Origin of the sequence: Enterobacter cloacae complex sp. I3, from assembly GCF_014896175.1 — a bacterium.
Lineage (GTDB): Bacteria > Pseudomonadota > Gammaproteobacteria > Enterobacterales > Enterobacteriaceae > Enterobacter > Enterobacter bugandensis.
Genome location: NZ_JADBQZ010000016.1, coordinates 113583 through 136547, shown reverse-complemented (window position 1 = coordinate 136547; position 22965 = coordinate 113583). Strand labels below are relative to the sequence as shown.

The 22965-nt window shown below is 57.7% G+C and carries 23 protein-coding genes; 18 read left to right on the top strand and 5 right to left on the bottom strand.

Features of this window, described 5'->3' with window-relative positions:
* Positions 1 to 494 precede the first annotated feature (494 nt).
* A complete protein-coding gene (locus tag IM271_RS14335; protein ID WP_059357330.1) occupies positions 495 to 1448 on the top strand; it encodes a nickel/cobalt transporter in 954 nt (317 codons plus the stop codon).
* Positions 1449 to 1481: 33 nt separating this feature from the next.
* Here IM271_RS14335 and proP read toward each other — a convergent pair whose 3' ends face one another.
* Positions 1482 to 2984: a glycine betaine/L-proline transporter ProP gene (proP, locus tag IM271_RS14330; protein ID WP_028015221.1), complete on the bottom strand. Its 1503-nt coding sequence runs from the start codon at positions 2982 to 2984 to the stop codon at positions 1482 to 1484.
* 649 nt (positions 2985 to 3633) lie between these two features.
* On the opposite strand from proP, the gene kdgT reads away from it, so the two are divergent.
* Complete coding sequence (kdgT, locus tag IM271_RS14325) at positions 3634 to 4626, top strand: 2-keto-3-deoxygluconate transporter (RefSeq protein ID WP_059357329.1); 993 nt, start codon at positions 3634 to 3636, stop codon at positions 4624 to 4626.
* A 55-nt stretch (positions 4627 to 4681) separates the two neighbouring features.
* Here the strand turns inward: kdgT and IM271_RS14320 are convergent, their stop codons facing one another.
* Both IM271_RS14320 and crfC read right to left on the bottom strand, forming a co-directional pair.
* Entirely contained in the window at positions 4682 to 5557 is an 876-nt protein-coding gene (locus tag IM271_RS14320) for a diguanylate cyclase regulator RdcB family protein (RefSeq protein ID WP_028015219.1), read from the bottom strand.
* The gene (gene crfC, locus IM271_RS14315) at positions 5554 to 7908 is read right to left on the bottom strand and encodes a clamp-binding protein CrfC (protein ID WP_193052768.1); all 2355 of its coding nucleotides are present in this window, start codon (positions 7906 to 7908) and stop codon (positions 5554 to 5556) included. Before crfC ends, IM271_RS14320 begins: the two co-directional genes overlap by 4 nt.
* Before the next feature lie 593 nt (positions 7909 to 8501).
* Here crfC and IM271_RS14310 point away from each other — a divergent pair.
* The 16 genes from IM271_RS14310 to phnP all read left to right on the top strand — a co-directional run bounded on the left by IM271_RS14310 (position 8502) and on the right by phnP (position 20152).
* On the top strand, positions 8502 to 8837 hold the full coding sequence (locus IM271_RS14310) for a zinc ribbon domain-containing protein YjdM (RefSeq protein WP_047366881.1): 336 nt from the start codon (positions 8502 to 8504) through the stop codon (positions 8835 to 8837).
* An 81-nt stretch (positions 8838 to 8918) separates the two neighbouring features.
* Positions 8919 to 9356, top strand: a complete 438-nt coding sequence (gene yjdN, locus IM271_RS14305; protein WP_193052767.1) for a VOC family metalloprotein YjdN — start codon at positions 8919 to 8921, stop codon at positions 9354 to 9356.
* A 136-nt stretch (positions 9357 to 9492) separates the two neighbouring features.
* Positions 9493 to 10281 (top strand): phosphonate ABC transporter ATP-binding protein, encoded by a 789-nt coding sequence (gene phnC / locus IM271_RS14300; protein ID WP_028015215.1) that lies wholly within the window; start codon positions 9493 to 9495, stop codon positions 10279 to 10281.
* Positions 10282 to 10304: 23 nt separating this feature from the next.
* A complete protein-coding gene (gene phnD, locus IM271_RS14295) occupies positions 10305 to 11321 on the top strand; it encodes a phosphonate ABC transporter substrate-binding protein (protein WP_028015214.1) in 1017 nt (338 codons plus the stop codon).
* Between the two features lie 51 nt (positions 11322 to 11372).
* A complete protein-coding gene (gene phnE, locus IM271_RS14290) occupies positions 11373 to 12152 on the top strand; it encodes a phosphonate ABC transporter, permease protein PhnE (RefSeq protein ID WP_028015213.1) in 780 nt (259 codons plus the stop codon).
* A gap of 20 nt (positions 12153 to 12172) precedes the next feature.
* Entirely contained in the window at positions 12173 to 12898 is a 726-nt protein-coding gene (gene phnF, locus IM271_RS14285; protein WP_041911508.1) for a phosphonate metabolism transcriptional regulator PhnF, read from the top strand.
* On the top strand, positions 12899 to 13351 hold the full coding sequence (gene phnG, locus IM271_RS14280; protein ID WP_028015211.1) for a phosphonate C-P lyase system protein PhnG: 453 nt from the start codon (positions 12899 to 12901) through the stop codon (positions 13349 to 13351). It abuts the gene before it with no gap.
* Positions 13348 to 13932: a phosphonate C-P lyase system protein PhnH gene (phnH, locus tag IM271_RS14275; RefSeq protein WP_045630769.1), complete on the top strand. Its 585-nt coding sequence runs from the start codon at positions 13348 to 13350 to the stop codon at positions 13930 to 13932. The genes phnG and phnH overlap by 4 nt, the downstream gene beginning before the upstream one ends.
* Positions 13932 to 14996 (top strand): carbon-phosphorus lyase complex subunit PhnI, encoded by a 1065-nt coding sequence (locus IM271_RS14270; RefSeq protein ID WP_193052766.1) that lies wholly within the window; start codon positions 13932 to 13934, stop codon positions 14994 to 14996. Before phnH ends, IM271_RS14270 begins: the two co-directional genes overlap by 1 nt.
* Positions 14989 to 15834 carry an alpha-D-ribose 1-methylphosphonate 5-phosphate C-P-lyase PhnJ gene (phnJ, locus tag IM271_RS14265; RefSeq protein WP_041911512.1) on the top strand — a complete coding sequence of 282 codons (846 nt, stop codon included), beginning with the start codon at positions 14989 to 14991 and terminating at the stop codon, positions 15832 to 15834. Before IM271_RS14270 ends, phnJ begins: the two co-directional genes overlap by 8 nt.
* Positions 15831 to 16586, top strand: coding sequence for a phosphonate C-P lyase system protein PhnK (phnK, locus tag IM271_RS14260; RefSeq protein WP_045261067.1), 756 nt, complete (start codon positions 15831 to 15833; stop codon positions 16584 to 16586). The genes phnJ and phnK overlap by 4 nt, the downstream gene beginning before the upstream one ends.
* A 9-nt stretch (positions 16587 to 16595) precedes the next feature.
* A complete protein-coding gene (gene phnL / locus IM271_RS14255; RefSeq protein ID WP_049137611.1) occupies positions 16596 to 17276 on the top strand; it encodes a phosphonate C-P lyase system protein PhnL in 681 nt (226 codons plus the stop codon).
* On the top strand, positions 17273 to 18409 hold the full coding sequence (gene phnM, locus IM271_RS14250; RefSeq protein WP_088204508.1) for an alpha-D-ribose 1-methylphosphonate 5-triphosphate diphosphatase: 1137 nt from the start codon (positions 17273 to 17275) through the stop codon (positions 18407 to 18409). Before phnL ends, phnM begins: the two co-directional genes overlap by 4 nt.
* Entirely contained in the window at positions 18406 to 18957 is a 552-nt protein-coding gene (phnN, locus tag IM271_RS14245; RefSeq protein ID WP_028015204.1) for a ribose 1,5-bisphosphokinase, read from the top strand. Before phnM ends, phnN begins: the two co-directional genes overlap by 4 nt.
* Positions 18950 to 19384 (top strand): aminoalkylphosphonate N-acetyltransferase, encoded by a 435-nt coding sequence (gene phnO, locus IM271_RS14240; RefSeq protein WP_028015203.1) that lies wholly within the window; start codon positions 18950 to 18952, stop codon positions 19382 to 19384. Before phnN ends, phnO begins: the two co-directional genes overlap by 8 nt.
* 9 nt (positions 19385 to 19393) lie before the next feature.
* Positions 19394 to 20152, top strand: coding sequence for a phosphonate metabolism protein PhnP (gene phnP, locus IM271_RS14235; protein WP_028015202.1), 759 nt, complete (start codon positions 19394 to 19396; stop codon positions 20150 to 20152).
* 52 nt (positions 20153 to 20204) lie between these two features.
* Here phnP and yjdP read toward each other — a convergent pair whose 3' ends face one another.
* Positions 20205 to 20528, bottom strand: coding sequence for a DDRRRQL repeat protein YjdP (gene yjdP / locus IM271_RS14230; RefSeq protein WP_028015201.1), 324 nt, complete (start codon positions 20526 to 20528; stop codon positions 20205 to 20207).
* Positions 20529 to 20597: 69 nt separating this feature from the next.
* Positions 20598 to 22877, bottom strand: coding sequence for an ATP-binding protein (locus IM271_RS14225; protein ID WP_048958902.1), 2280 nt, complete (start codon positions 22875 to 22877; stop codon positions 20598 to 20600).
* Between the last annotated feature and the right edge of the window lie 88 nt (positions 22878 to 22965).

Below are 22965 nucleotides of genomic sequence, written 5' to 3'. Positions count from 1 at the left end.
AGTTTGATGCTCGTGAATTAAACTTCGTAATGAATTACGTATGTTCACTCAGAGACTTGGTATTCATTTTTCGTCCGAGGACGTTAAGAATCCATGTCACTTTGAGTGCCCACACAGATTGTCTGATAAATTGTTAAAGAGCAGTGCAACGCGGCTTTCGCTCACCGTTGCGAGGTGGCGTATATTACGCTTTCCTCTTTCAGAGTCAACCCGTTATTTCAGGAATTTTTCTCTTCAACCGACCGGGTTAACTGTGAAGTGATTCACATCCGCCGTGTCGATGGAGGCGCATTATAGGGAGTTCTCCGCAGCCCGCAACAGAAAAGTTGCAAAAAAATGACTGACTGCTGTATTCCCCAGCAAAACCCCGCTTTATACCCTTTTACGCACAGACTTATCCACAATTACAGCAAGATCCTGATGCGATCCTGCGAACTGAAAGAGAAGATCAACTATACTAGCGGCAAATATTCTTCTCCGCAGAGCTCACCCTGATGAATACACAACGCCTGCCTCGCGACTGGCGCCTCCCTACGGCCGGATTGATGCTGCTGACCCTCCTCTTCTCCGCTTTTACGCTGCATGCGCACTGGAACGCCTTTATCCAGTGGTGCCTTGCCACGCAGATTACGCTGCACCGTTATCTGGTGATGTATCTCCTGCAGCTTAATAACAACCAGTACAGCGGTGGATTATGGCTCTTAACAGGCGCTTTCTTTTATGGCGTCCTTCACGCCATCGGGCCGGGGCACGGGAAGTTCATCGTGACAACCTACCTGAGCACAAATAAGGAGAGCGAACTGGCCGCACGCATCGTTCCCTTTCTTGGCAGCCTGATGCAGGGCGTCAGCGCCATTCTGTTTGTCTTTATTCTGGCAGTAGGATTTAACCTCGCGTCAGGGGATATCAGCACCAGCCGCTGGTATGTCGAGAAGATAAGCGCCGTGCTGATTGGCGCATTTGGTGCTTTCATCATTTACCAGGCGCTGAAAAGCCTGCGGCCTCAAAGAATGAGGATCTCAGCCATCACTCCCCTTCATCAGCACGATGAACACTGTGGCTGTGGTCATCACGGCGTGGGCGCATATCTGACACAAGGTGACTGGAAAACGCGTCTGGGCGTCATTCTGGCGATTGGCGCACGTCCGTGCAGCGGTGCAATCATGATTCTGATGTTTTCGAACGCGCTGGGCATTGTCACCTGGGGAATGGCGGCCGTTATGACCATGTCTTTAGGAACGGCACTCTCTATTATGGGGCTATCATTGGCGGTTCGTTATGCCCGTGAACGCACGGTGGCATGGTTCGGGGGAGATAGCGCGTTCAGATGGCTGGTGCCGGCAGTTAAAATTGCCGGAGGTATCATCCTGATCCTGTTCGCGACCGTCCTGTTCCTGACCGTCATCCCCATTAGCGCCAACGGCGACTACATCGCCGCCGGATGCTAATAAAAGAAAACCCGCCGTTGGCGGGTTTCTTTATTACTCGTTAATGCGGGGATGTTGATCAACAAGACGGGAGCGTTTCTTCTGCAGCTCTTCAATCTCTGCGTCGATATCCTCAATTTTCTGCTCAACGTTATCGTAGTGCTCGCGCAGGATTTCTTTCGCTTCCTGAATATCAGATGCCGCAGGCGTCGCCCCTTTCAGAGGACGGTTCGCCGTCTCCTTCATGGTCAGGCCGGTCGCCAGGCCGACTACCGCAATAACCATCAGGTAGTAGGCTGGCATCATCAGGTTCTGCGTGCTTTCCACCAGAGAGGCGGCAAGCGTAGGCGTCAGGCCGGCAATCAGAACGGAGATGTTGAACGCCGCCGCCAGCGCACTATAACGAATGTGCGTCGGGAACATCGCAGGTAATGTGGATGCCATCACCCCGATAAAGCAGTTCAGGATCACCGCCAGCATCAGCAGACCCGCGAAAATCAGACCCAGCACGTTACTGTTGATCAGAATAAACGCCGGGATCGCCAGCGCGAACAGCGCTACGCTACCGAGGATGATAAACGGTCGACGGCCAAAGCGGTCGCTCAGCAGACCCATAATCGGCTGTACAAACAGCATACCCACCATGATGGCGATAATAATCAGTACGCCGTGATCTTCCGAGTAGTGCAGGTTATGCGACAGATAGCTCGGCATGTAGGTCAGCAGCATGTAGTAAGTGACGTTGGTGGAAATCACCAGACCAATACAAGTCAGCAGGCTGCGCCAGTGCTTTGTCGCGATCTCTTTAAAGGACACTTTCGGGCCGTCCTGCAGCCCTTCGCGGTCGCCCTGCTCCAGTTTATCAACGTGCTGCTGGAACGCAGGTGTCTCTTCCAGCGCATGTCGCAGGTAAAGACCGATGATACCCAGTGGGAGCGCGATAAAGAACGGGATACGCCAGCCCCAGTCGAGGAAGTTCTCCTCACCGACCACGGTTGAAATCAGAACCACGACGCCCGCACCCATCACAAACCCGGCAATCGAACCGAAGTCCAGCCAGCTGCCCATGAAGCCGCGCTTACGGTCAGGGGAATACTCCGCGACGAAGATCGACGCCCCGGTATACTCACCCCCGACGGAGAAGCCCTGCGCCATCTTACAGAGCAACAGCAGAATAGGTGCCCAGATACCGATCGTGGCATAGGACGGTATTAGGCCGATACAGAACGTACTGATCGACATAATGACAATGGTGATAGCGAGTATTTTCTGGCGACCGTATTTGTCACCGAGCATACCGAAGAACAGACCACCCAGCGGGCGGATCAGGAAAGGAACGGAGAATGTACCCAGCGCGGCAATCATCTGCAGGCTTGGGTCAGCACCGGGGAAGAACACTTTACCTAATGCATAGGCAACAAAGCCGTAGACACCGAAATCGAACCATTCCATCGCATTACCGAGCGAGGCGGCGGTGATCGCTTTACGCAGTTTAGCGTCATCAATAATGGTGACGTCGCGAAGCGTAATGGGTTTAACCTTTTTCCTTCTTAGCATAGCTTTCCTCGTAGACTTAGCCCTGTCCGTTCCACAGCCAACTCGCACTCTGTGAACCCGAGATCCGCTCCGTGCGAACCTCCATCTTCAAGCGTAGCAGGTTTACTTACATTGACGTTTACCGTCGATACAACCGAACCTGTTGACGCCTGTCTGGGCAGTTAATGACCTTTTTACCCTACCAGCGTTTATATTTGTGATCAACTTCACACATATATTTATACTGCGTCAGGTGAAGACAGTTTTTGTCAACTACCGCAAATAAGTACTTTCTCAACCTTCCAGAGCCTCCATTTACGCCCTCATCCTTTTTCTTTTCCCAACAGAATAAAAAACCATATTTTTTACAAGAGATTTACATAAATTTTCAGCTCTCACAACGGGTCTTAAAGTTTACATTCAATATGTGATGAAGATAACTAAAACACCGTTTTATTTTCATTGAATCAATATTCCATCGATCGCATGATAATTCCTGAAACATAGCGACGCATGTTTTCTTACGACAGGAAACGAGAGCGCTGACTGAATTTCGGTGCAGGGTTATCACAAACCAATCATCAAGAGAACCCTTCATCAAATTGAATTTATTGATTTTTTTATTCGCACCTGCCGCTCACCATGAGAGGCGAAATTGTGAGGGTTAGAGATGAAGATTAAAGCCACGATAGAACGCATACCGGGTGGTATGATGCTGGTGCCGCTGGTACTCGGTGCTATTCTGAATACATTAGCACCTGAAACCGGGGCTTATTTTGGTGGTTTCACAAAGGGGATGATTACGGGTACCGTTCCCATCCTGGCGGTCTGGTTCTTTTGTATCGGCGCATCCATTAATTTGCGGGCAACCGGTACCGTATTACGCAAATCCGGAACGCTGGTGATAACCAAAATAGCGGTTGCCTGGGTGGTCGCAATGATATGCGCGATGTTCATTCCTGAAAATGGAATTCAGACCGGTTTCTTCGCCGGGTTATCCGTCCTGGCGATTGTCTCGGCGATGGACATGACCAACGGCGGGCTGTATGCCAGCCTGATGAACCAGTACGGAACGAAAGAGGAGTCCGGCGCGTTTGTTTTGATGTCTCTGGAGTCCGGCCCGCTCATGACGATGTTGATCCTGGGATCCGCTGGCCTGGCTTCTTTTGAGCCCCATCATTTTGTCGGCGCGATCCTGCCATTCCTGATCGGCTTCGCGCTGGGCAATCTGGATCACGATCTGCGTGATTTCTTCAGCAAAGCCACGCCGGTGCTGATCCCGTTCTTTGGCTTTGCGCTGGGTAACACCATCAACCTGAACGTGATTCTGGATACGGGACTGCTGGGGATTGTGCTGGGTATCGCGGTTATCATCATCACCGGTATTCCGCTGATCATTGCTGACCGCGTAATCGGGGGAGGAAACGGCACGGCGGGCGTCGCCGCCTCTTCAGCCGCAGGCGCTGCCGTTGCAAACCCGGTGATTATCGCCCAGATTAACCCGGCCTTCGAACCGGTGGCCGCGTCCGCGACGGCACTGGTTGCCGCCAGCGTGATTGTCACCGCAATCCTGGTGCCCATCATCACGGCGCTATACGCGAAACGCTACGGAAATGTGCAAGAGATCCCGCCTGAACCGAAACCGTTAGAAATGAATCACTAACGCACCGCGCCAGCCATCCTCTCTCCCCTATGGGGAGAGGGTCAGGATGAGGGGTTCAACCAAAAATCTCTTCCACCATCGCATCCACCAGCCGTTTTGCCGAACACAGCCTCGGCATACCCAGCGCGACGGTCTGCCAGTTTTGCGTCACTGACCAACTCACCGGGTGTATATCCGCCTGACACCAGTCGCCCAGCCAGCCCAGCATGTCTTTGTGATCGATTAAACCCGCCGAAGCGGGTGTGGTCAGCCATTGATGATAGAAATGGCGCGTTGTGGGAGACGCATTGATGCCCTGTGCGAGGTAGTTGGCGGCCATGCTGCGTAAATTATCCTTGAGCATGGCCGACACATCGTTGTTCGCCAGACGGCAGGCATCGCCAAATGCTCCCCAGCGCAGCTCTTCCAGAACAATGAAGCAGCGCCCGGCCAAAGACCAGCCATCATAGTGACCGGCTCGCCAGCGGGTGAAAATTTGTTCACTATGCTCGCCCGCCTGTACCGTCAGTCCACGCTGGGTCAGCGCCTTTTCTTTATAGGCGGCACGTTGGGTAAAATGAGAGGAGAGCTCCGCATACTGTTCAAGCAGGCCGGGAGATGGCTGAGCGCGCAGGTGAGCCTGCTGGCACAGTGCAGTCAGTTTATCGGCCATCAGCGTCAGCGCAAGATGGCCCGGATCCAACATGCCGGCGAGTTTTTCCGCCAGCCCCAGGCGCAGGGCCGCGTTCTCGTTAAGCATTCCCGCCATCGCCCAGGGCCGTAGCCGGGTATGCGTCATGATCTCCTGAGTCAAACGTTCACGAAACTGCAGCTGCTGCGGCCCCAGATGGGGATGGCGCGCCGCGTCCACGCCCTGCACAAGATCGACCATAAACCTGGGATGAATACACTCCAGCGTCCGCCCGGGACCGTCCAGTAGCTGTGTTGTCATGGTTGCTCTGCTGCGAATAGAGTTTGAATGTCATCGCGTAACAGTCGGGTATCTTCCTGAATCCACGTCGCAGTCGTAATGCTTTGCTTCAACAGCTGGCTGAGCGCTCGGGTTGAATGCTCATTTTGTTGACGCACTGCGAGGCTATCACGCAAGCTTTCCTGTAACCCGGTCAGGCATAACGAAAATTCTGCAAAGAACGTCGCCATTCCGGCCGTAACAGAGACATCGACCTGCGCGGATAAAGCTTTACGTATTTGTTCACAAAACTGATCAATATATTGCTTAAATTTGTCATGCAGTTGCGCAATGTCGATAACATAGTGCGTGCGCGTGACCACATACTCATCCCAGCCCCAGCCCGGATTATTGAGCCAACGCGAAACGGTTTCACGCATACTGCTCCCGGCGGAAAGTTGACCTGCCGGGCGGTTATCCTGTGCAATGGCATCGTTAAACAGCGCGCGCGTATTGAAGTCAAGCTGGTTTGCCTGAAAAGCCGGGAAGCTGATCCGCGCCCGGAAGCCGGCATGGCTCAGATGCTCTTTTATACGCGTTTCAATGGGGCGGATAGCGTCATTCAGCGAGCGCGCCAGCGTAGATTCCAGCTGATCGAAGCGTAACGCCAGCTCCCGGGCAATTTTTGCCTGCGCATCCAGCATGATGAGTTCACAGGAGGAGCGAATTTTACTCAGGACGATCTGCGCCTGACCTTCATCATCCAGAACCAGCGGTTCCCGCTCTTGCTGTTTGTCACTGCGGCGATTCAGCCGCTCAATACCTGCCAAATCAAGAATATTTTGAGGGCTGAACACATGGCCCATGGCCTGGTGAAGCGCCGATTTTTCGGCCTCCATAAAGTCCGCGGTCGCGTTCAGCGCCTGGTCAACTTCATGTTTCACCTCATCGCTCACCGCGCTCTGGCGCGTCTGCAGCAACGCCATATCCTCTTCAAGACGCGCGATGTTCAGTTCCAGCCCCTCAAAGGCCACCGTCAGCCCCTGATAGCGGAAGTCGAGATACTCCCGGGCATTTTGCGCGTAGTTGAGCAGCTTATGCGAGGCCGAGCGCAGCGCGAATAGCGAGGCATTGGCATAGGCGGCGTAAATCAGTTTGCGTATCGGCTGTTCAAACAGCGAATCTTCCCAGAGCAAATCGGCTGCGTGACGGATATGGTTTATATCGTCCAGGTCCGCCGAACGCCAGCGGCGTCCGAGTGCGGCTTCGGCAAAATCCTGCACCCAGGGCTGCTCCTGATGCTCCGGCAGGCGTCCACGGGCATTCATCTCGTTGCGGGCGCGGTTTGCCAGATACGCCCACATAGAGGAAACAGGGTAGATCTGGCCAGGCGAAATAGTGCCTTTCATTAAGGTACCGGAGATCATCGCCCTGACCTGCTCTTCATCGTCGCTATTGCGATCCTTCTGGTCGAATTTATTCACCAGCGCATACAGAGGCACTGATTTCCCCGCAACCGAAATAGCCTGACGGACCTCTTCATCAGAAATAGATTTAAGCTGGGTATAATCCATCACCGCCAGCACCGCCGACGCGCGGGCTAGCTGTTCGCTAAGCATTTTTTGCAGATGCGGTTGTCCGGCCTCATTGGGGCCGGGAGTATCGAGCAGCGTCAGTTGCCCGAGGTGGGCATCAAGACCCGCAAGATGCACGAACTCCACTTCAATCACCGGAATATGTTCGATGGCCGCGTATTCAGAGAACGGAAACGCCACGCCCAGCGCCTGGGAGAGCCTTACCAGATCATTAAGACTTTTCAAGCAATGAAATATTGGCTGCGCCCCGAGATGATGCTTTTCAAAGGCCTCGCCTTTCTCAATACGCTCCAGCAGCGTATTCATGTCCTTATCAATTTCCAGTTGCAGAGCCAGCTTGCCGCGATCGTAATCGCCAAGCTTTTTCTGCAGCAGGTGAATCAAATCATCAATAGGAGAGACATGTGAGAAGTGGAGCACCGGCTCTTTCTGGCCTGGCGTATGACGTATCAGCGTAGGCAGCGCCGTCATTGGGCGGTTGCGGTTCGGCAACACTTCGGTACCCACAATGGCATTAATGGTGGTCGATTTCCCCGCTTTCATCGTGCCAACGATAGCCAGAACCATTTCCAGACGTGTTATTTTGCGTAATTCATTATTCAGCGTTGCCTGCTGCGCTTCGACGCCGCGCGCACTAAAATGCAAAGGCAGCACGTTGTTCTTTTCACCTGTAATAGCAGCCGTCGTGCTCTCCAGCTTCGCTGTCGGCATTGATTTCAGGGTATCGAGATTTTGCAGGGCAAGCTGTAACAAACGCTCAGCTTCCTGACTTAATTCAAAAATGGTCTGTGTGTGCATGATAAAAGCCTTTCCTTAACGCAAATTTATTACTTTTATTAAGCCACTTGTATTAATTATGATGTTCAGGCTTATATGATCACGTGTGGAAAACATGTTCACCAAAATATAACTAATTGAAGATAATCAGAAATAAATGGCTATCCCTGCATGGCGTGTAAAGCTCTCCTCAAGGCCTGAAAGCCAAAAGATAAAAAGCCTGGCCCATTTTAAGAAGCTTCAGGATATATCATCATTATTTACCCACCTAAAAAGAGAGGGATAGGCCGCCAACATAAGAAATGCATGGCAGTAAAGTTCGAAGATAAATAACAATGCGTTGCTTCACCTTATCCGAAATGAAGGTGCGTAGCAATTTGCCGCAATAAAATATTCGATATATTTAGCGACTTCTCTTTCCACCGTGTTAATGACGTTAGCATCGCTTAGCTGACTGACAGTAAGTGTCACTCGCAACACATTTTCTGCGTTTTTTAAATTCACAATAGCACCGACAAAAGTGTGGATTTGCGTTATACTTGCCGCCTTTTTCGGCACTCTGCCGTCATTTAGCTGGCACTTTCCAGCGCGTTAACACTTTTGAGGATACCGACATGCAACTCCCACACTGCCCAAAATGCAATTCTGAATACACATACGAAGATAATGGCATGTTCATCTGCCCGGAATGTGCACACGAATGGAATGATGCCGAGCCAGCGCAGGACGCTGATGCACTGATCGTCAAAGATGCCAACGGTAATCTGCTGGCGGATGGCGACAGCGTCACCGTGGTGAAAGATCTTAAGGTGAAAGGCAGCTCTTCCATGCTGAAGATCGGCACCAAAGTGAAGAATATCCGTCTGGTGGAAGGCGATCATAATATCGATTGCAAAATTGACGGCTTCGGTCCGATGAAACTGAAATCTGAGTTCGTGAAAAAGAACTGATTTAACCCGCCCGGTAGCGCTTCGCTTACCGGGCTTTCGGGAACTACACTTAACGGGCTTTTCTTACGTGAGGTAAAGATTATGCCGTTAAGTCCCTACATCTCTTTTGCCGGCAACTGTGCAGAGGCTACCGCCTTCTATCAGCAAGCCGTCGGCGCAGAACTCCTCTATAAAATCACCTTCGGCGAAATGCCAAAAAGCGATAACAGCGAAGAAGGCTGTCCGTCCGGCATGCAGTTTCCGGATTCGGCTATCGCTCACTCCAACGTTCGCATTGCGGGCAGCGATATCATGATGAGCGACGGGCTGCCGCCGGGCAGCAGCGCACAGTACGCGGGCTTCACGCTGGTGCTCGACACGCAGGATGTGTCAAAAGGCAAGCGCTGGTTCGACAACCTTGCCGATGGCGGGAATATCGACATGGCCTGGCAGGAAACCTTCTGGGCGCACGGCTTTGGTAAGGTCACCGACAAGTACGGCGTGCCGTGGATGATTAACGTCGTTAAGCAGCAGCACTAATTTTCGGGCGGTAGGCGGTCTGCCTCCGCCTGTCATCAAACTCCCCTCAACTCTTCAAACTCCCGCAACCTGCACTTAACCCAAATGTCATATTGATGCGCCAGCATGAGGCCACATTTATCGTGAGGCCCAGCACATGCACACTGTCATCCGCGTCGAGAAACTGAGCAAGACCTTCAATCACAACAAGGCGCTGCATGCCGTTGATCTGACCGTCCAGCAGGGCGAAATGGTGGCGCTGCTGGGGCCGTCCGGTTCAGGAAAATCCACCCTTCTGCGTCACTTAAGTGGCCTTATTACCTGCGATAAAGCGCCGGAAAGCCGCGTCGAGCTGCTGGGTAACACCGTGCAGCATGCGGGCCGTCTGGCGAGCGATATTCGCAAAAGCCGCGCCCGGACGGGCTACATCTTTCAGCAGTTCAACCTGGTGAACCGCCTGACGGTGCTGGAGAACGTGCTGATTGGCGCGCTCGGCAGCACCCCGTTCTGGCGCACCTGCCTGCGCTGGTTCTCCCCATCACAGAAGCAGGAAGCCTTACAGGCGCTGACCCGCGTCGGCATGGCGCACTTCGCCCACCAGCGCGTGTCCACGCTGTCCGGCGGGCAGCAGCAGCGCGTCGCTATCGCCCGCGCCCTGATGCAGAAAGCCAAAATCATTCTGGCCGATGAGCCCATCGCCTCGTTGGATCCGGAGTCGGCCCGCATCGTGATGGAAACCCTGCGCGACATCAACCAGAACGACGGCATCACCGTGGTGGTGACGCTGCATCAGGTGGATTACGCCTTGCGCTACTGCGAGCGCATCGTCGCCCTGCGTCAGGGCCACGTGTTCTTCGATGGCGCCAGCCACCAGTTTGATAACGAACGTTTTGACCATCTCTACCGCAGCGTAAACCGCGTCGAAGAACGCGCGCAGGCTGCTTAACGCCCCGATAACGAGGAATGGAAATGAACTACAAAGCCGTTGCCGCGCTGGCCTTCACCAGCATGTTCAGCATCAGCACCCTGTTAAGCCCGGCGTACGCCGAAGAGCAGGAAAAAGCGTTGAACTTTGGCATCATTTCAACGGAATCACAGCAAAACCTGAAGCCGCAGTGGGAACCGTTCCTGAAAGATATGGAAACCAAACTGGGGATCAAAGTGAACGCCTTCTTCGCCCCGGACTACGCGGGCATCATCCAGGGGATGCGCTTTAACAAAGTGGACATCGCCTGGTACGGCAACCTTTCAGCCATGGAAGCGGTGGACCGCGCCAACGGTCAGGTCTTTGCCCAGACCGTTGCGGCAGATGGTTCTCCAGGATACTGGAGCGTGCTGATCGTGAACAAAGACAGCCCGATCAACAACCTCAACGACATGATCGCCAAACGCAAAGATCTGACCTTTGGTAACGGCGATCCGAACTCCACCTCCGGCTTCCTCGTCCCTGGTTACTACGTCTTCGCGAAAAACAACATCTCCGCCAGCGACTTTAAGCGCACCGTCAACGCCAGCCACGAAACCAACGCGCTGGCCGTGGCGAACAAGCAGGTGGACGTTGCCACCAACAACACCGAAAACCTCGACAAGCTGAAAACCTCCGCGCCGGACAAGCTGAAAGAGCTGAAGGTCATCTGGAAATCACCGCTGATCCCCGGCGACCCGATCGTCTGGCGCAAAAATCTCTCCGAAAGCACCAAGGACAAGGTCTACGACTTCTTTATGAACTACGGCAAAACGCCGGAAGAGAAAGCGGTTCTGGAACGTCTGGGCTGGGCACCGTTCCGCGCGTCCAGCGATCTGCAGCTGGTCCCGATTCGCCAGTTGGCGCTGTTTAAGCAGATGCAGGCCGTGAAGGACAACAAAGGGCTGAAGGAAGAGGAGAAGACCAGCAAAGTCTCTGAAATCCAGGCCCAGCTGGAAGACCTCGACCGCCTGACCGCCGCGCTGGGTGCGATGACGAGCGTGAATAAAGCGGTGCAGTAACACAAGTCCCCTCTCCCTTGGGGGAGAGGGAGAACAGATTAAGGAGCCAACATGCAAACCATCACCCTCCCGCCGCCGAAGCGCAGCTGGTTCTCGCTCATAAGCTGGGCCATCCTGCTGGCGGTACTCGTTATCTCCTGGAAGGGCGCGGAGATGGATCCGCTGCTGCTCTTCAAAGATTCCGGCAACATGGCGACCTTCGCCGCCGACTTCTTCCCGCCGGATTTCAGCCAGTGGCAGGACTACCTCAGCGAAATGGCGATCACCCTGCAAATCGCCGTCTGGGGCACCGCCCTCGCCGTCGTTCTCTCCATTCCGTTCGGCCTGATGAGCGCCGAAAACATCGTGCCGTGGTGGGTATACCAGCCGATGCGTCGCCTGATGGACGCCTGTCGTGCCATCAACGAAATGGTCTTTGCGATGCTGTTCGTGGTCGCCGTTGGCCTGGGTCCGTTCGCCGGCGTGATGGCGCTGTTCATCCACACCACCGGCGTGCTCTCCAAGCTGCTCTCGGAAGCGGTCGAAGCCATCGAGCCCGGCCCGGTGGAAGGCATCCGCGCAACGGGCGCCAACAAAATCGAAGAGATCCTCTACGGCGTCCTGCCGCAGGTGATGCCGCTGCTGATCTCCTACTCCCTGTACCGCTTCGAGTCCAACGTTCGCTCCGCCACCGTAGTCGGTATGGTGGGCGCAGGCGGGATTGGCGTCACCCTGTGGGAAGCGATTCGCGGTTTCCAGTTCCAGCAAACCTGCGCCCTGATGGTGCTCATCATCGTCACCGTCAGCCTGCTGGATTTCCTCTCTCAACGCTTGCGTAAGCACTTCATCTGATTAGCGAGGCTTTGATTGGTATGCACTTATCCAGACATCCGACCAGTTACCCTACCCGCTGGCAAGAAATTGCGGCCAGGCTCGAAGTGGAGCTGCGCACGCATTACCGCTGCGGTGACTACCTGCCCGCCGAGCAGCAACTTGCAGACCGCTACGAAGTGAACCGCCACACCCTGCGCCGCGCCATTGACCAGCTGGTGGAGCGCGGCTGGGTCCAGCGCCGTCAGGGCGTCGGCGTGCTGGTGCTGATGCGCCCGTTTGACTACCCGCTCAACGCCCAGGCGCGTTTTAGCCAGAATCTGCTGGATCAGGGCAGCCATCCGACCAGCGAAAAGCTGCTCTCGGTACTGCGCCCGGCCTCCCGCCACGTGGCGGATGCGCTCGGGATTCAGGAGGGCGACAACGTCGTACACCTGCGTACGTTGCGCCGGGTCAACGGCGTGGCGGTCTGTCAGATCGACCACTACTTCGCGGACCTAACCCTCTGGCCCGTGCTGCAACATTTCGCCAGCGGTTCCCTGCATGATTTCCTTCAGGACGCGACGGGTATTGCGCTCAAACGCACCCAGACGCGCATCAGCGCCCGCCGTGCACAGGCGAAAGAGAGCAAGGTGCTGGAGATCCCCAACATGGCCCCGCTGCTCTGCGTGCGCACCCTCAACCACCGTGACGGCGAGATCAACGCGACGGAATACTCCGTCAGCCTGACCCGCGCCGACATGATTGAATTCACCATGGAGCACTGAATGCACTTCGACACCTCCACCCGACAGCGCTGGATGCGCGTGCTGGCCCATAGCCAGCCTGCTGCGCTGGCCGCCCGCATGAACGCACTCGGCCTGACGCCAGACTACGACACGATCCGCGCGCCGGAGATCGGCCTGGTGCAGATCCAGGCACGCATGGGCGGCACCGGCGAGCGCTTCTTCGCCGGCGATGCCACCCTCACCCGCGCGGCTATCCGCCTTAACAGCGGCACGCTGGGTTATAGCTACGTACTTGGGCGAGACAAAACGCACGCCGAGCGCTGCGCGGTGATCGACGCGCTTTTACAGGAACACCCGCATTTCCAGACGTTAATGGAAACCCTTATTGCCCCGCTGGAAGCCGACCGCGCCGCACGCCTTGCCGCGCGTCAGGCCGAAGTGAACACCAGCCGGGTCGACTTCTTTACGCTCGTTCGCGGAGACAACGCATGACGCTTCAACCTGCTTTTACCCTGGCCGTCCAGGATGCCCAACAGAGTTTCCGTCGCCTGCTGAAGGCCATGAGCGAGCCCGGCGTGATCGTCTCCCTGCACCAGCTCTCGCAGGGCTGGCTGCCGCTGAACCTCGCCTCCACCAGCGTGCTGCTGACGCTGGCGGACAACGACACCCCGGTATGGCTGTCAGGCGCATTGCTGAACGATATCGCCAGCCAGAACCTGCGCTTTCACACCAGCGCGCCGCTGGTCGATCAGCCCCAGCAGGCGGTCTTTGCCGTGGCCGACGAACAGATCAGCCATGAACAGCTTAACGCCCTGAGCGAAGGCAGCGCCGTCGCACCGGAAACCAGCGCCACGCTGATCCTGCAGGTCTCCAGCCTGAGCGGTGGCCGCATGCTGCGCCTGACGGGCGCAGGCATCGCCGACGAGCGGATGGTCGCGCCCCAACTGCCGGAGTGCATCATCCATGAGCTGACCGAGCGCCCGCACCCGTTCCCGCTCGGCATTGACCTGATCCTGACCTGCGGCGAGCGCCTGCTGGCAATCCCGCGGACTACCCACGTGGAGGTGTGCTGATGTACGTTGCCGTCAAAGGAGGCGAAAAGGCGATCGCCGCCGCTCATGCCTTACAGGAGCACAGACGCCGGGGCGATGAACAGCTTCCCGAGCTGAGCGTCGCCCAGATTGAGCAACAGCTTAACCTCGCGGTTGACCGCGTGATGACCGAGGGCGGCGTTGCTGACCGCGAGCTTGCAGCGCTGGCGCTGAAGCAGGCCAGCGGCGATAACGTGGAAGCCATCTTCCTGCTGCGCGCCTGGCGCACCACCGTTCCCCGTCTGGCAGTCAGCGAGCCGGTGAACACGGCGGAAATGCGCCTGGAGCGCCGAATCTCTGCCATTTATAAAGACATTCCCGGCGGCCAGCTGCTTGGCCCGACTTACGACTACACCCATCGTCTGCTGGACTTCACGCTGCTGGCGAACGGCGAAGCCCCAACGCTCAGCACTTCAGACGTCGAACAGGAACCGTCTCCGCACGTCTTCAGCCTGCTGGCAAACCAGGGGCTGGCGAAAGCGGAAGAAGACACTGGCGCCACGCCGGACGACATCACCCGCACGCCGCCGGTCTACCCGTGCTCACGCTCGTCCCGTCTGCAACAGCTGATGCGCGGCGACGAAGGCTATCTGCTGGCGCTGGCCTACTCCACACAGCGCGGCTACGGGCGCAACCACCCGTTCGCGGCAGAGATCCGCAGCGGCTATCTCGACGTCGAAATCGTGCCGGAAGAGCTGGGTTTTGCGGTGAACGTCGGCGAACTGCTGATGACCGAGTGCGAAATGGTCAACGGTTTCGTCGCGCCAGAGAATGAAGACCCGCATTTTACCCGCGGCTACGGGCTGGTGTTTGGCCTCGGCGAGCGCAAGGCGATGGCGATGGCGCTGGTTGACCGCGCCCTGCAGGCGCCGGACTACGGCGAGCACATTGCCGGCCCGGCGCAGGACGAAGAGTTCGTGCTGGCCCACGCGGACAACGTCGAGGCCGCAGGCTTTGTCTCGCACCTCAAGCTGCCGCACTACGTCGATTTCCAGGCCGAACTGGAACTGCTGAAACGCCTGCAACGGGAGCGCGCCAATGGCTAACTTAAGCGGCTACAACTTTGCCTATCTGGACGAGCAAACTAAACGCATGATCCGCCGCGCCATTTTAAAAGCGGTGGCTATTCCGGGCTATCAGGTGCCGTTTGGTGGCCGTGAAATGCCGATGCCGTACGGCTGGGGCACGGGCGGCATTCAGATCACCGCCAGCGTGATTGGCGAAGCGGACGTGCTGAAGGTTATCGACCAGGGAGCGGACGATACCACCAACGCCGTGTCGATCCGCAACTTCTTTAAGCGCGTAACGGGCGTCAACACCACCGAAAAAACCGAAGACGCGACGCTGATCCAGACTCGCCACCGCATTCCGGAGACTCCGCTGACGGAAGATCAGATTCTGATTTTCCAGGTGCCGATCCCGGAGCCGCTGCGCTTTATCGAGCCGCGCGAAACCGAGACCCGCACCATGCACGCGCTGGAAGAGTACGGGATCATGCAGGTCAAACTGTATGAAGACATCGCCCGCTTCGGCCATATCGCCACCACCTACGCCTACCCGGTGAAGGTCAACGGGCGCTACGTCATGGACCCGTCGCCGATCCCAAAATTCGATAACCCGAAGATGGACATGATGCCTGCCCTGCAGCTCTTTGGTGCCGGACGTGAAAAACGCATCTACGCGGTACCGCCGTATACACGTGTCGAAAGCCTGGATTTCGACGATCACCCGTTTACGGTGCAGGAGTGGGACGAGCCGTGCGCCATCTGCGGATCCAAACACAGCTATCTCGATGAAGTGGTGTTGGACGATACGGGCAAACGAATGTTTGTCTGCTCCGACACCGATTACTGCCGCCAACAGAGCGAGGCGAACGGCCAATGAAACCGCTGCTTTCGGTTAATAACCTGACCCACCTTTATGCGCCGGGAAAAGGCTTCAGCGACGTGTCGTTCGAGCTGTGGCCGGGCGAAGTGCTGGGCATTGTCGGCGAGTCCGGCTCCGGCAAAACCACCCTGCTGAAGTCCATCTCCGCGCGTCTGACGCCGCAACACGGCGAGATCCTGTATCAGGGACGCTCCCTCTACGACATAAGCGAGGCCGAGCGCCGTCGCCTGCTGCGCACCGAGTGGGGCGTGGTGCATCAGCACCCGATGGACGGCCTGCGCCGTCAGGTGTCGGCGGGAGGCAATATCGGCGAACGGCTGATGGCCACCGGCGCGCGCCACTACGGCAACATCCGCGCCACCGCACAGCACTGGCTGGAGGAGGTGGAGATCCCCGCCTCGCGCATTGACGACCTGCCAACCACCTTTTCCGGCGGTATGCAGCAGCGTTTGCAAATTGCCCGCAATCTGGTCACCCATCCAAAGCTGGTGTTTATGGATGAACCCACCGGCGGGCTGGACGTCTCCGTGCAGGCCCGCCTGCTCGACCTGCTGCGCGGCCTGGTGGTGGAGCTGAACCTGGCGGTGGTGATTGTCACCCACGATCTGGGCGTTGCGCGCCTGCTGGCGGACCGCCTGCTGGTGATGAAGCAGGGTCAGGTGGTGGAAAGTGGGCTGACCGACCGCGTGCTCGACGACCCGCATCATCCGTACACCCAGCTGCTGGTGTCCTCGGTATTACAGAATTGAGAGGCCAACATGATCCACGTTGAAAATGTCAGTAAGACCTTTGTGCTCCACCAGCAAAATGGCGTGCGCCTGCCGGTGCTGCAAAACGCCTCGTTAGAGGTGAGTCAGGGTGAATGCGTGGTGCTGCACGGCCACTCCGGCAGCGGTAAATCGACCCTGCTGCGCTCACTGTACGCCAACTATTTACCGGACGAAGGCCACATCCATATTCGCCATAACGAAGAGTGGGTCGATCTGGTTCAGGCCCCGGCGCGCAAGGTGCTGGAAGTGCGCCGCTCAACGATCGGCTGGGTCAGCCAGTTCCTGCGGGTGATCCCGCGGATCTCCGCCCTGGACGTGGTGATGCAGCCTCTGCTGGATCTCGGCGTGCCGCGCGAAACCTGCGCCGCCAGGGCCGCCAGCCTGCTGACGCGCCTCAACGTGCCGGAGCGCCTGTGGCACCTCGCCCCGTCGACCTTTTCCGGCGGCGAGCAGCAGCGCGTGAATATCGCGCGCGGGTTTATCGTCGACTATCCGATTTTACTGCTGGATGAACCCACCGCCTCGCTCGACGCTAAAAACAGCGCGGCGGTGATGGATCTGATCGAACAGGCCAAAGCGCGCGGGGCGGCGATCGTCGGGATCTTCCACGACGACGCCGTCCGCAATCGCGTGGCGGACAGGCTGCACCCAATGGGGACAAACGCATGATTATCAATAATGTCAGGCTGGTGCTGGAAAATGAGGTCGTGAAGGGTTCGGTTGAAATCCAGGACGGCGTCATCCGCGCCTTTGCCGAAACCCAAAGCCGTTCTCCTGAAGCGATGGACGGCGAAGGCGGCTGGCTGCTGCCGGGGCTGATTGAGCTGCATACCGATAATCTGGATAAATTCTTCACCCCGCGCCCGAAGGTGGACTGGCCCGCCCATTCGGCGATGAGCAGCCACGACGCGCTGATGGTCGCCAGCGGCATCACCACGGTGCTGGACGCGGTGGCGATCGGCGACGTGCGCGACGGCGGCGATCGTCTGGAAAATCTGGAAAAGATGATCAACGCCGTGGAGGAGACGCAAAAGCGCGGCCTCAACCGCGCCGAGCACCGCCTGCACCTGCGCTGCGAGCTGCCGCACCACACCACCCTGCCGCTGTTTGAAAAGCTGGTCGGCCGCGAGCCGGTCTCGCTGGTCTCCCTGATGGATCACTCCCCGGGGCAGCGCCAGTTCGCCAACATTGAAAAGTACCGTGAATACTATCAGGGCAAATACTCGCTCAACGACGCGGAGATGGCGCGCTACGAAGAAGAGCAGCTGGCGCTTGCGGCACAATGGTCGCAGCCGAACCGTCTCTCCATTGCCGCGATGTGTCGGGACCGGAATATCGCGCTGGCCAGCCATGACGACGCCACGCACGATCACGTGCGCGAATCCCACCAGCTTGGCAGCGTGATCGCCGAATTTCCCACCACGTTCGAGGCGGCAGAGGCATCGCGTAAACACGGCATGAACGTGCTGATGGGCGCGCCGAACATCGTGCGCGGCGGCTCGCACTCCGGCAACGTGGCGGCAAGCAAACTCGCTTCCCTCGGCCTGCTGGATATCCTCTCGTCTGACTACTACCCCGCCAGCCTGCTGGACGCGGCCTTCCGCGTTGCAGACGACGAGGACAACCGCTTTACGCTGCCGCAGGCGATTCGACTGGTGACGAAAAACCCGGCCAGCGCGCTCAACCTTCACGACCGCGGTGAGATTGCCGAAGGCAAACGGGCAGACCTGGTGCTGGCGCACCGCAAGGGCGAGCACGTTCATATCGACCACGTCTGGCGTCAGGGAAAAAGGGTGTTCTGATGGGAAGACTCATCTGGTTAATGGGCCCGTCCGGCTCGGGAAAAGACAGCCTGCTGTCGGCGTTACGGCAGCGTGAACATTCACAGCTGCTGGTGGCGCACCGCTACATTACACGCGCGGCGAACGCTGGCAGTGAAAACCATATCGCCCTGAGCGAGCAGGAGTTTTTTACCCGCGCCGGGCAAAATCTGCTGGCGCTGAGCTGGCACGCGAACGGCTTTTATTACGGCGTCGGCATCGAGATCGACCTCTGGCTGCACGCGGGCTTCGACGTGCTGGTTAACGGCTCGCGCGCACATCTGCCGCAGGCCAAAGCCCGGTACGAAGCGGCGCTGCTGCCGGTCTGCCTGCAGGTTTCTCCGGATATTCTGCGCAGCCGCCTGCAAAGCCGGGGGCGCGAAAATGCGCGTGAGATCGACCAGCGGCTGGAACGTGCGGCGCGCTACACTCCGTCGGGCTGTCACGTCCTCAATAATGACGGAAGTTTGCTACAGTCAGTCGAGACCTTTTTATCGCTTATTCGCCAGAAGGAGAGACAGCATGCCTGACTGCCAGCTTCGCCCCGCCACCGCCGACGACGCGCAAATTGTTTACGCCCTGATCTGTGAACTGAAGCAGGCAGAGTTCGATCACCAGGCGTTTCACGCCGGATTTCTGGCCAACCTTCAGGATCACAACATGCGCTACCAGCTTGCCGAGCTGGACGGACATGTCGTCGGCATGATCGGCCTGCACATGCAGTTTCACCTGCACCACGCCCGCTGGATCGGCGAGATCCAGGAGCTGGTGGTGATGCCGCAGGCGCGCGGGTTAAAGATTGGCAGCCAGTTGCTGGCATGGGCAGAAGACGTTGCGAGGCAGGCCGGCGCTGAACTGACCGAGCTCTCCACCAGCGTGAAGCGCACGGACGCACACCGTTTTTACGTTCGTGAGGGATATACGCAGAGCCATTTTCGATTCACCAAACCGCTGTAGAGGTGCGTTATGAGTCTGACCATCACGTTAACGGGAACCGGAAGCGCCCAGCTGGTCCCGGTCTTTGGCTGCGACTGTGCGGCGTGTCGCAGGGCGCGTTTGCAGGACAACTATCGCCGTCGCCCCTGTAGCGCGGTGGTCAAATTCAACGATGCAGTCACCCTGCTGGATGCGGGCATTCCGCACCTGATGGACGACTGGCCGGCGGGCAGCTTCCAGCAGTTTTTGCTCACGCACTATCATATGGATCACGTCCAGGGGCTGTTCCCCCTGCGCTGGGGCGTGGGCGCAACCATCCCGGTCTACGGCCCGCCGGATGACGCAGGCTGTGACGACCTGTTTAAACACCCCGGCATTCTGGATTTCAGCCACACGGTCGAGCCGTTCGTGATGTTTGAGCTGCAGGGGCTGCGGGTCACGCCGCTGCCGCTCAACCATTCAAAACTGACCTTCGGGTATCTGCTGGAATCGGCCCATAGCCGCGTGGCGTGGCTTTCTGATACCGCCGGACTGCCGGATAAAACGGTGACGTTTCTGCTCAACAATCAGCCACAGGCGATAATCATCGACTGCAGCCATGAACCGCGTCCGGAGACGCCGCGCAACCACAGTGATTTAAATACGGTGATTTCCCTGAACGAGGTGATTGGCTGTCCGCAGGTGATCCTGACGCACATTAGCCATCAGTTTGACGCATGGATGATGGATAACCCGCTGCCGGACGGCATTGAAGCGGGATATGACGGGATGGTACTTGTGCTGGATTAGGTTTTCTCCCTCTCCCGTGGGAGAGGGTTGGGGTGAGGGCAACAGGCCGCACTTAGCCGCGATCGTAATCGTCTTCCAACCTGCGCTCGTCCTCTTCTAACCGACGCCTGTCGTCGTCCAGCTGGCGCTGACGCTCGTCTAAGCGGCGGCGTCTGTCTTCGAGCTGCCGACGACGATCGTCGTACTGTCGGCTGTCGATTTGACGGCTGCGGTCGTAACGATCGTCGTCATCGTCATTACGGCTGCTGCTGGGGTTGTAGGCATCGTTGATCGCCTGCTGAATGTTGCCAATGGCGTCATCAATCACATCGGCATGCGCCAGTTGGCTGGTTAAAGTCAGCAGACCAAATAACAGGACGGTAGAGTAACGTTTCATAAGGCCAGTCTCGCAGGTTGACTGGCTTTACGGTAATGAACGGCTGGGAACCGGGGTAGCGGAGGAATCTCAAATTACCATCACCTTCCGCAGCGCCTGCGCCAGCTGCTGGCGGGTAAACGGCTTACGCAGTAACGGAACGTCCGGCAGCTGCGGGTTATGCGCCGGGCGCAAATCCTGCCCGCTGATCAGCAGCACCGGAAGCTGCGGATAATGGCTGCGCACATGGTTAATCACCTCGGCCCCGCTCAGGCTTCCGGGCAACATCAGATCGCTGATAAACATACCAATATCCGGCGACGCCGCCAGCATGTTCAGGGCCTGTTCGCCGCTGTCCGCTTCGAGCGTCAGGTAGCCAAGCTGATGCAGCTGTTCGCACAGGGTCTGGCGAACGTCCGCCTCATCTTCCAGCACCAGTACAAGCCGCTCGTGATCCACGGACGTTGTGGCAGCCAGCGCTTCATCCTCCGAGACGGCGGGCAGCGTCGAGCGCGGGAGGTGGAGCCGCACGGTCGTTCCTTGTCCCGGCGCGCTTTCGATCTCTACCCGCCCCCCGGACTGACGCACAAAACCGTACACCATCGACAGGCCCAGCCCGCTTCCGCTTCCGGTCTGCTTGGTGGTGAAGAACGGTTCAAAAACCCGGGATTTCACCTCCTGCGACATCCCGCTGCCGCGATCGATGACCTCCAGCGCTACCATATCCTGCCTGCGTCCGTCGCTGCGGGTCACGCGCTGGTTCCAGGTGCGAATTTTGATCGCCCCGCTCTGGCCTTCCATCGCATCCCGGGCGTTCATCACCAGGTTGATAATGGCGTTTTCCAGCTGGCTGACGTCAATCCACGCGGGCCATGCCGGGGTTTGCGCTTCAATCTCCAGGGTAAGCGTGGCGGGCAGCGAGTGGCGCATCAGTTCCCGAAGGTTTTCCAGCAGGGGCAGCATCTCTACTGCATGCGGCGTCAGGGACTGTTTGCGGGAAAACGCCAGCAGCCGCTGGGTCAGCAGCGCGCCGCGTTCGGCAGCCTTCAGCGCACGGGTAATGCGCGGCGCGTCGTTTGATTCGGGGTCTGTCAGCTCAAGGCTGCCGATAATTACCGCCAGCAGGTTGTTAAAATCATGCGCCAGCCCGCCGGTCAGCTGTCCGACGGCCTTCATCTTCTGGCTGTGCAGCAGCGCCTCTTCCAGCCCCTGACGCTCGATGCGGTCGATCTCCATCTGCGTGGTTTTCTCTTTCAGCAGACGCGTGGTGTGCTCAAGCGAGGCGGTGTTGCGGGCAAAAACGTTAAACGCGCGCGCCAGCTCGCCCAGCTCGTCGCGCCGCTGCAGCGCAGGAACAGAAACATCCTGTTCACCGTGGGCAAGTCGCGACATCGCCCGGGAGATGGCCGTCAGGTTGGAGCCCAGATTGCGGTAGATATACCAGCAGGCGCAGCCGGTGATGATCAGCGCCAGCACGGCGAAGATGCTGATAAACACGCTGATGGATTGCAACTCGTGATGGCTCTGGGCCGTGCGAAGCCGGGAAGCCTGCGCCACCTGCTCAACGTACTGATTAATATCGCTATTAAGGATCGCTACCAGCGCCTTAATGTGGAACATATACCAGCTGATGGACAGATCGCTCTCCTCCAGTTGCTTCGAGAGCGGGGCAAGCTTGCGCAGCTCGGCGTTAAAATCGGGCAGAACGCCCTCCACGACCGGCTGTATGGCGCTTCGGGGCAGCGTGGCGGTCACGGCGTCCAGCTGCTGAACGGTAGCACGCGGCGAAGGTGTATCAATCGCGGCCGCGATCAGCCGATCCATCTCCATCAGCTGCCGCGCGTCCGGCACGTTGCTGCCGAAGCGGCGGTTGATGTCCTGAAGATGGCGTAAATAGCTCTGGCTTTGATAGAGCGAGCTCAGCAGCGCGTTACGCTCAAGATGCCGCTTTTGCCCACGCTCCAGCATCCCCGTTACGCTTTGCTGTAATTCATTGCTTCTGCGAATAATCCGCGCCACCAGCGCCGGCTCCTGCTGCGCCAGCGGGGCATCCGCCAGCTGTTCCAGCGAGCGGCGCAGCGCCGTTTGCATCTGCTTCAGCCGCTCGGCCTCGCCTTTGTACTCCAGCGCCCCCACTACCTGCGAAAGCCGCACCGCCGCCGTTGCCACGTTGGCCGTGTCGCGCGCGAGGTTCATGCTCCCGGTCATGTCGTCCAGCGTTTGCTGTTGGACCTGCTCCTGGATCTGGCTGGCATGACGAAAGCCGAGCACCGCCACGCCGCTCACCATCAGCGTGACGGCGACCACCAGCAGGTTAAATATCAGCAGGCGACCGCGGGCGCTGGAGAAGAACGGGGGGCGTGAAGACATGTTGACTCCGTAACTGTGATCCACATTTGCTATTCATAACTATGACAAATATGAACAGCTTCTGACATTTTGCATTTACGCACCTGTG

Coding starts and splice junctions, on each gene's coding strand:
- IM271_RS14270 (WP_193052766.1), top strand. CDS start 13,932: ATGTACGTTGCCGTCAAAGGAGGCGAAAAGGCGATCGCCGCCGCTCAT.
- phnO (WP_028015203.1), top strand. CDS start 18,950: ATGCCTGACTGCCAGCTTCGCCCCGCCACCGCCGACGACGCGCAAATT.
- phnE (WP_028015213.1), top strand. CDS start 11,373: ATGCAAACCATCACCCTCCCGCCGCCGAAGCGCAGCTGGTTCTCGCTC.
- phnC (WP_028015215.1), top strand. CDS start 9,493: ATGCACACTGTCATCCGCGTCGAGAAACTGAGCAAGACCTTCAATCAC.
- phnJ (WP_041911512.1), top strand. CDS start 14,989: ATGGCTAACTTAAGCGGCTACAACTTTGCCTATCTGGACGAGCAAACT.
- IM271_RS14335 (WP_059357330.1), top strand. CDS start 495: ATGAATACACAACGCCTGCCTCGCGACTGGCGCCTCCCTACGGCCGGA.
- phnH (WP_045630769.1), top strand. CDS start 13,348: ATGACGCTTCAACCTGCTTTTACCCTGGCCGTCCAGGATGCCCAACAG.
- phnP (WP_028015202.1), top strand. CDS start 19,394: ATGAGTCTGACCATCACGTTAACGGGAACCGGAAGCGCCCAGCTGGTC.
- kdgT (WP_059357329.1), top strand. CDS start 3,634: ATGAAGATTAAAGCCACGATAGAACGCATACCGGGTGGTATGATGCTG.
- crfC (WP_193052768.1), bottom strand. CDS start 7,908: ATGCACACACAGACCATTTTTGAATTAAGTCAGGAAGCTGAGCGTTTG.
- IM271_RS14320 (WP_028015219.1), bottom strand. CDS start 5,557: ATGACAACACAGCTACTGGACGGTCCCGGGCGGACGCTGGAGTGTATT.
- yjdN (WP_193052767.1), top strand. CDS start 8,919: ATGCCGTTAAGTCCCTACATCTCTTTTGCCGGCAACTGTGCAGAGGCT.
- IM271_RS14225 (WP_048958902.1), bottom strand. CDS start 22,877: ATGTCTTCACGCCCCCCGTTCTTCTCCAGCGCCCGCGGTCGCCTGCTG.
- phnL (WP_049137611.1), top strand. CDS start 16,596: ATGATCCACGTTGAAAATGTCAGTAAGACCTTTGTGCTCCACCAGCAA.
- phnM (WP_088204508.1), top strand. CDS start 17,273: ATGATTATCAATAATGTCAGGCTGGTGCTGGAAAATGAGGTCGTGAAG.
- phnF (WP_041911508.1), top strand. CDS start 12,173: ATGCACTTATCCAGACATCCGACCAGTTACCCTACCCGCTGGCAAGAA.
- phnK (WP_045261067.1), top strand. CDS start 15,831: ATGAAACCGCTGCTTTCGGTTAATAACCTGACCCACCTTTATGCGCCG.
- yjdP (WP_028015201.1), bottom strand. CDS start 20,528: ATGAAACGTTACTCTACCGTCCTGTTATTTGGTCTGCTGACTTTAACC.
- phnD (WP_028015214.1), top strand. CDS start 10,305: ATGAACTACAAAGCCGTTGCCGCGCTGGCCTTCACCAGCATGTTCAGC.
- phnG (WP_028015211.1), top strand. CDS start 12,899: ATGCACTTCGACACCTCCACCCGACAGCGCTGGATGCGCGTGCTGGCC.
- IM271_RS14310 (WP_047366881.1), top strand. CDS start 8,502: ATGCAACTCCCACACTGCCCAAAATGCAATTCTGAATACACATACGAA.
- proP (WP_028015221.1), bottom strand. CDS start 2,984: ATGCTAAGAAGGAAAAAGGTTAAACCCATTACGCTTCGCGACGTCACC.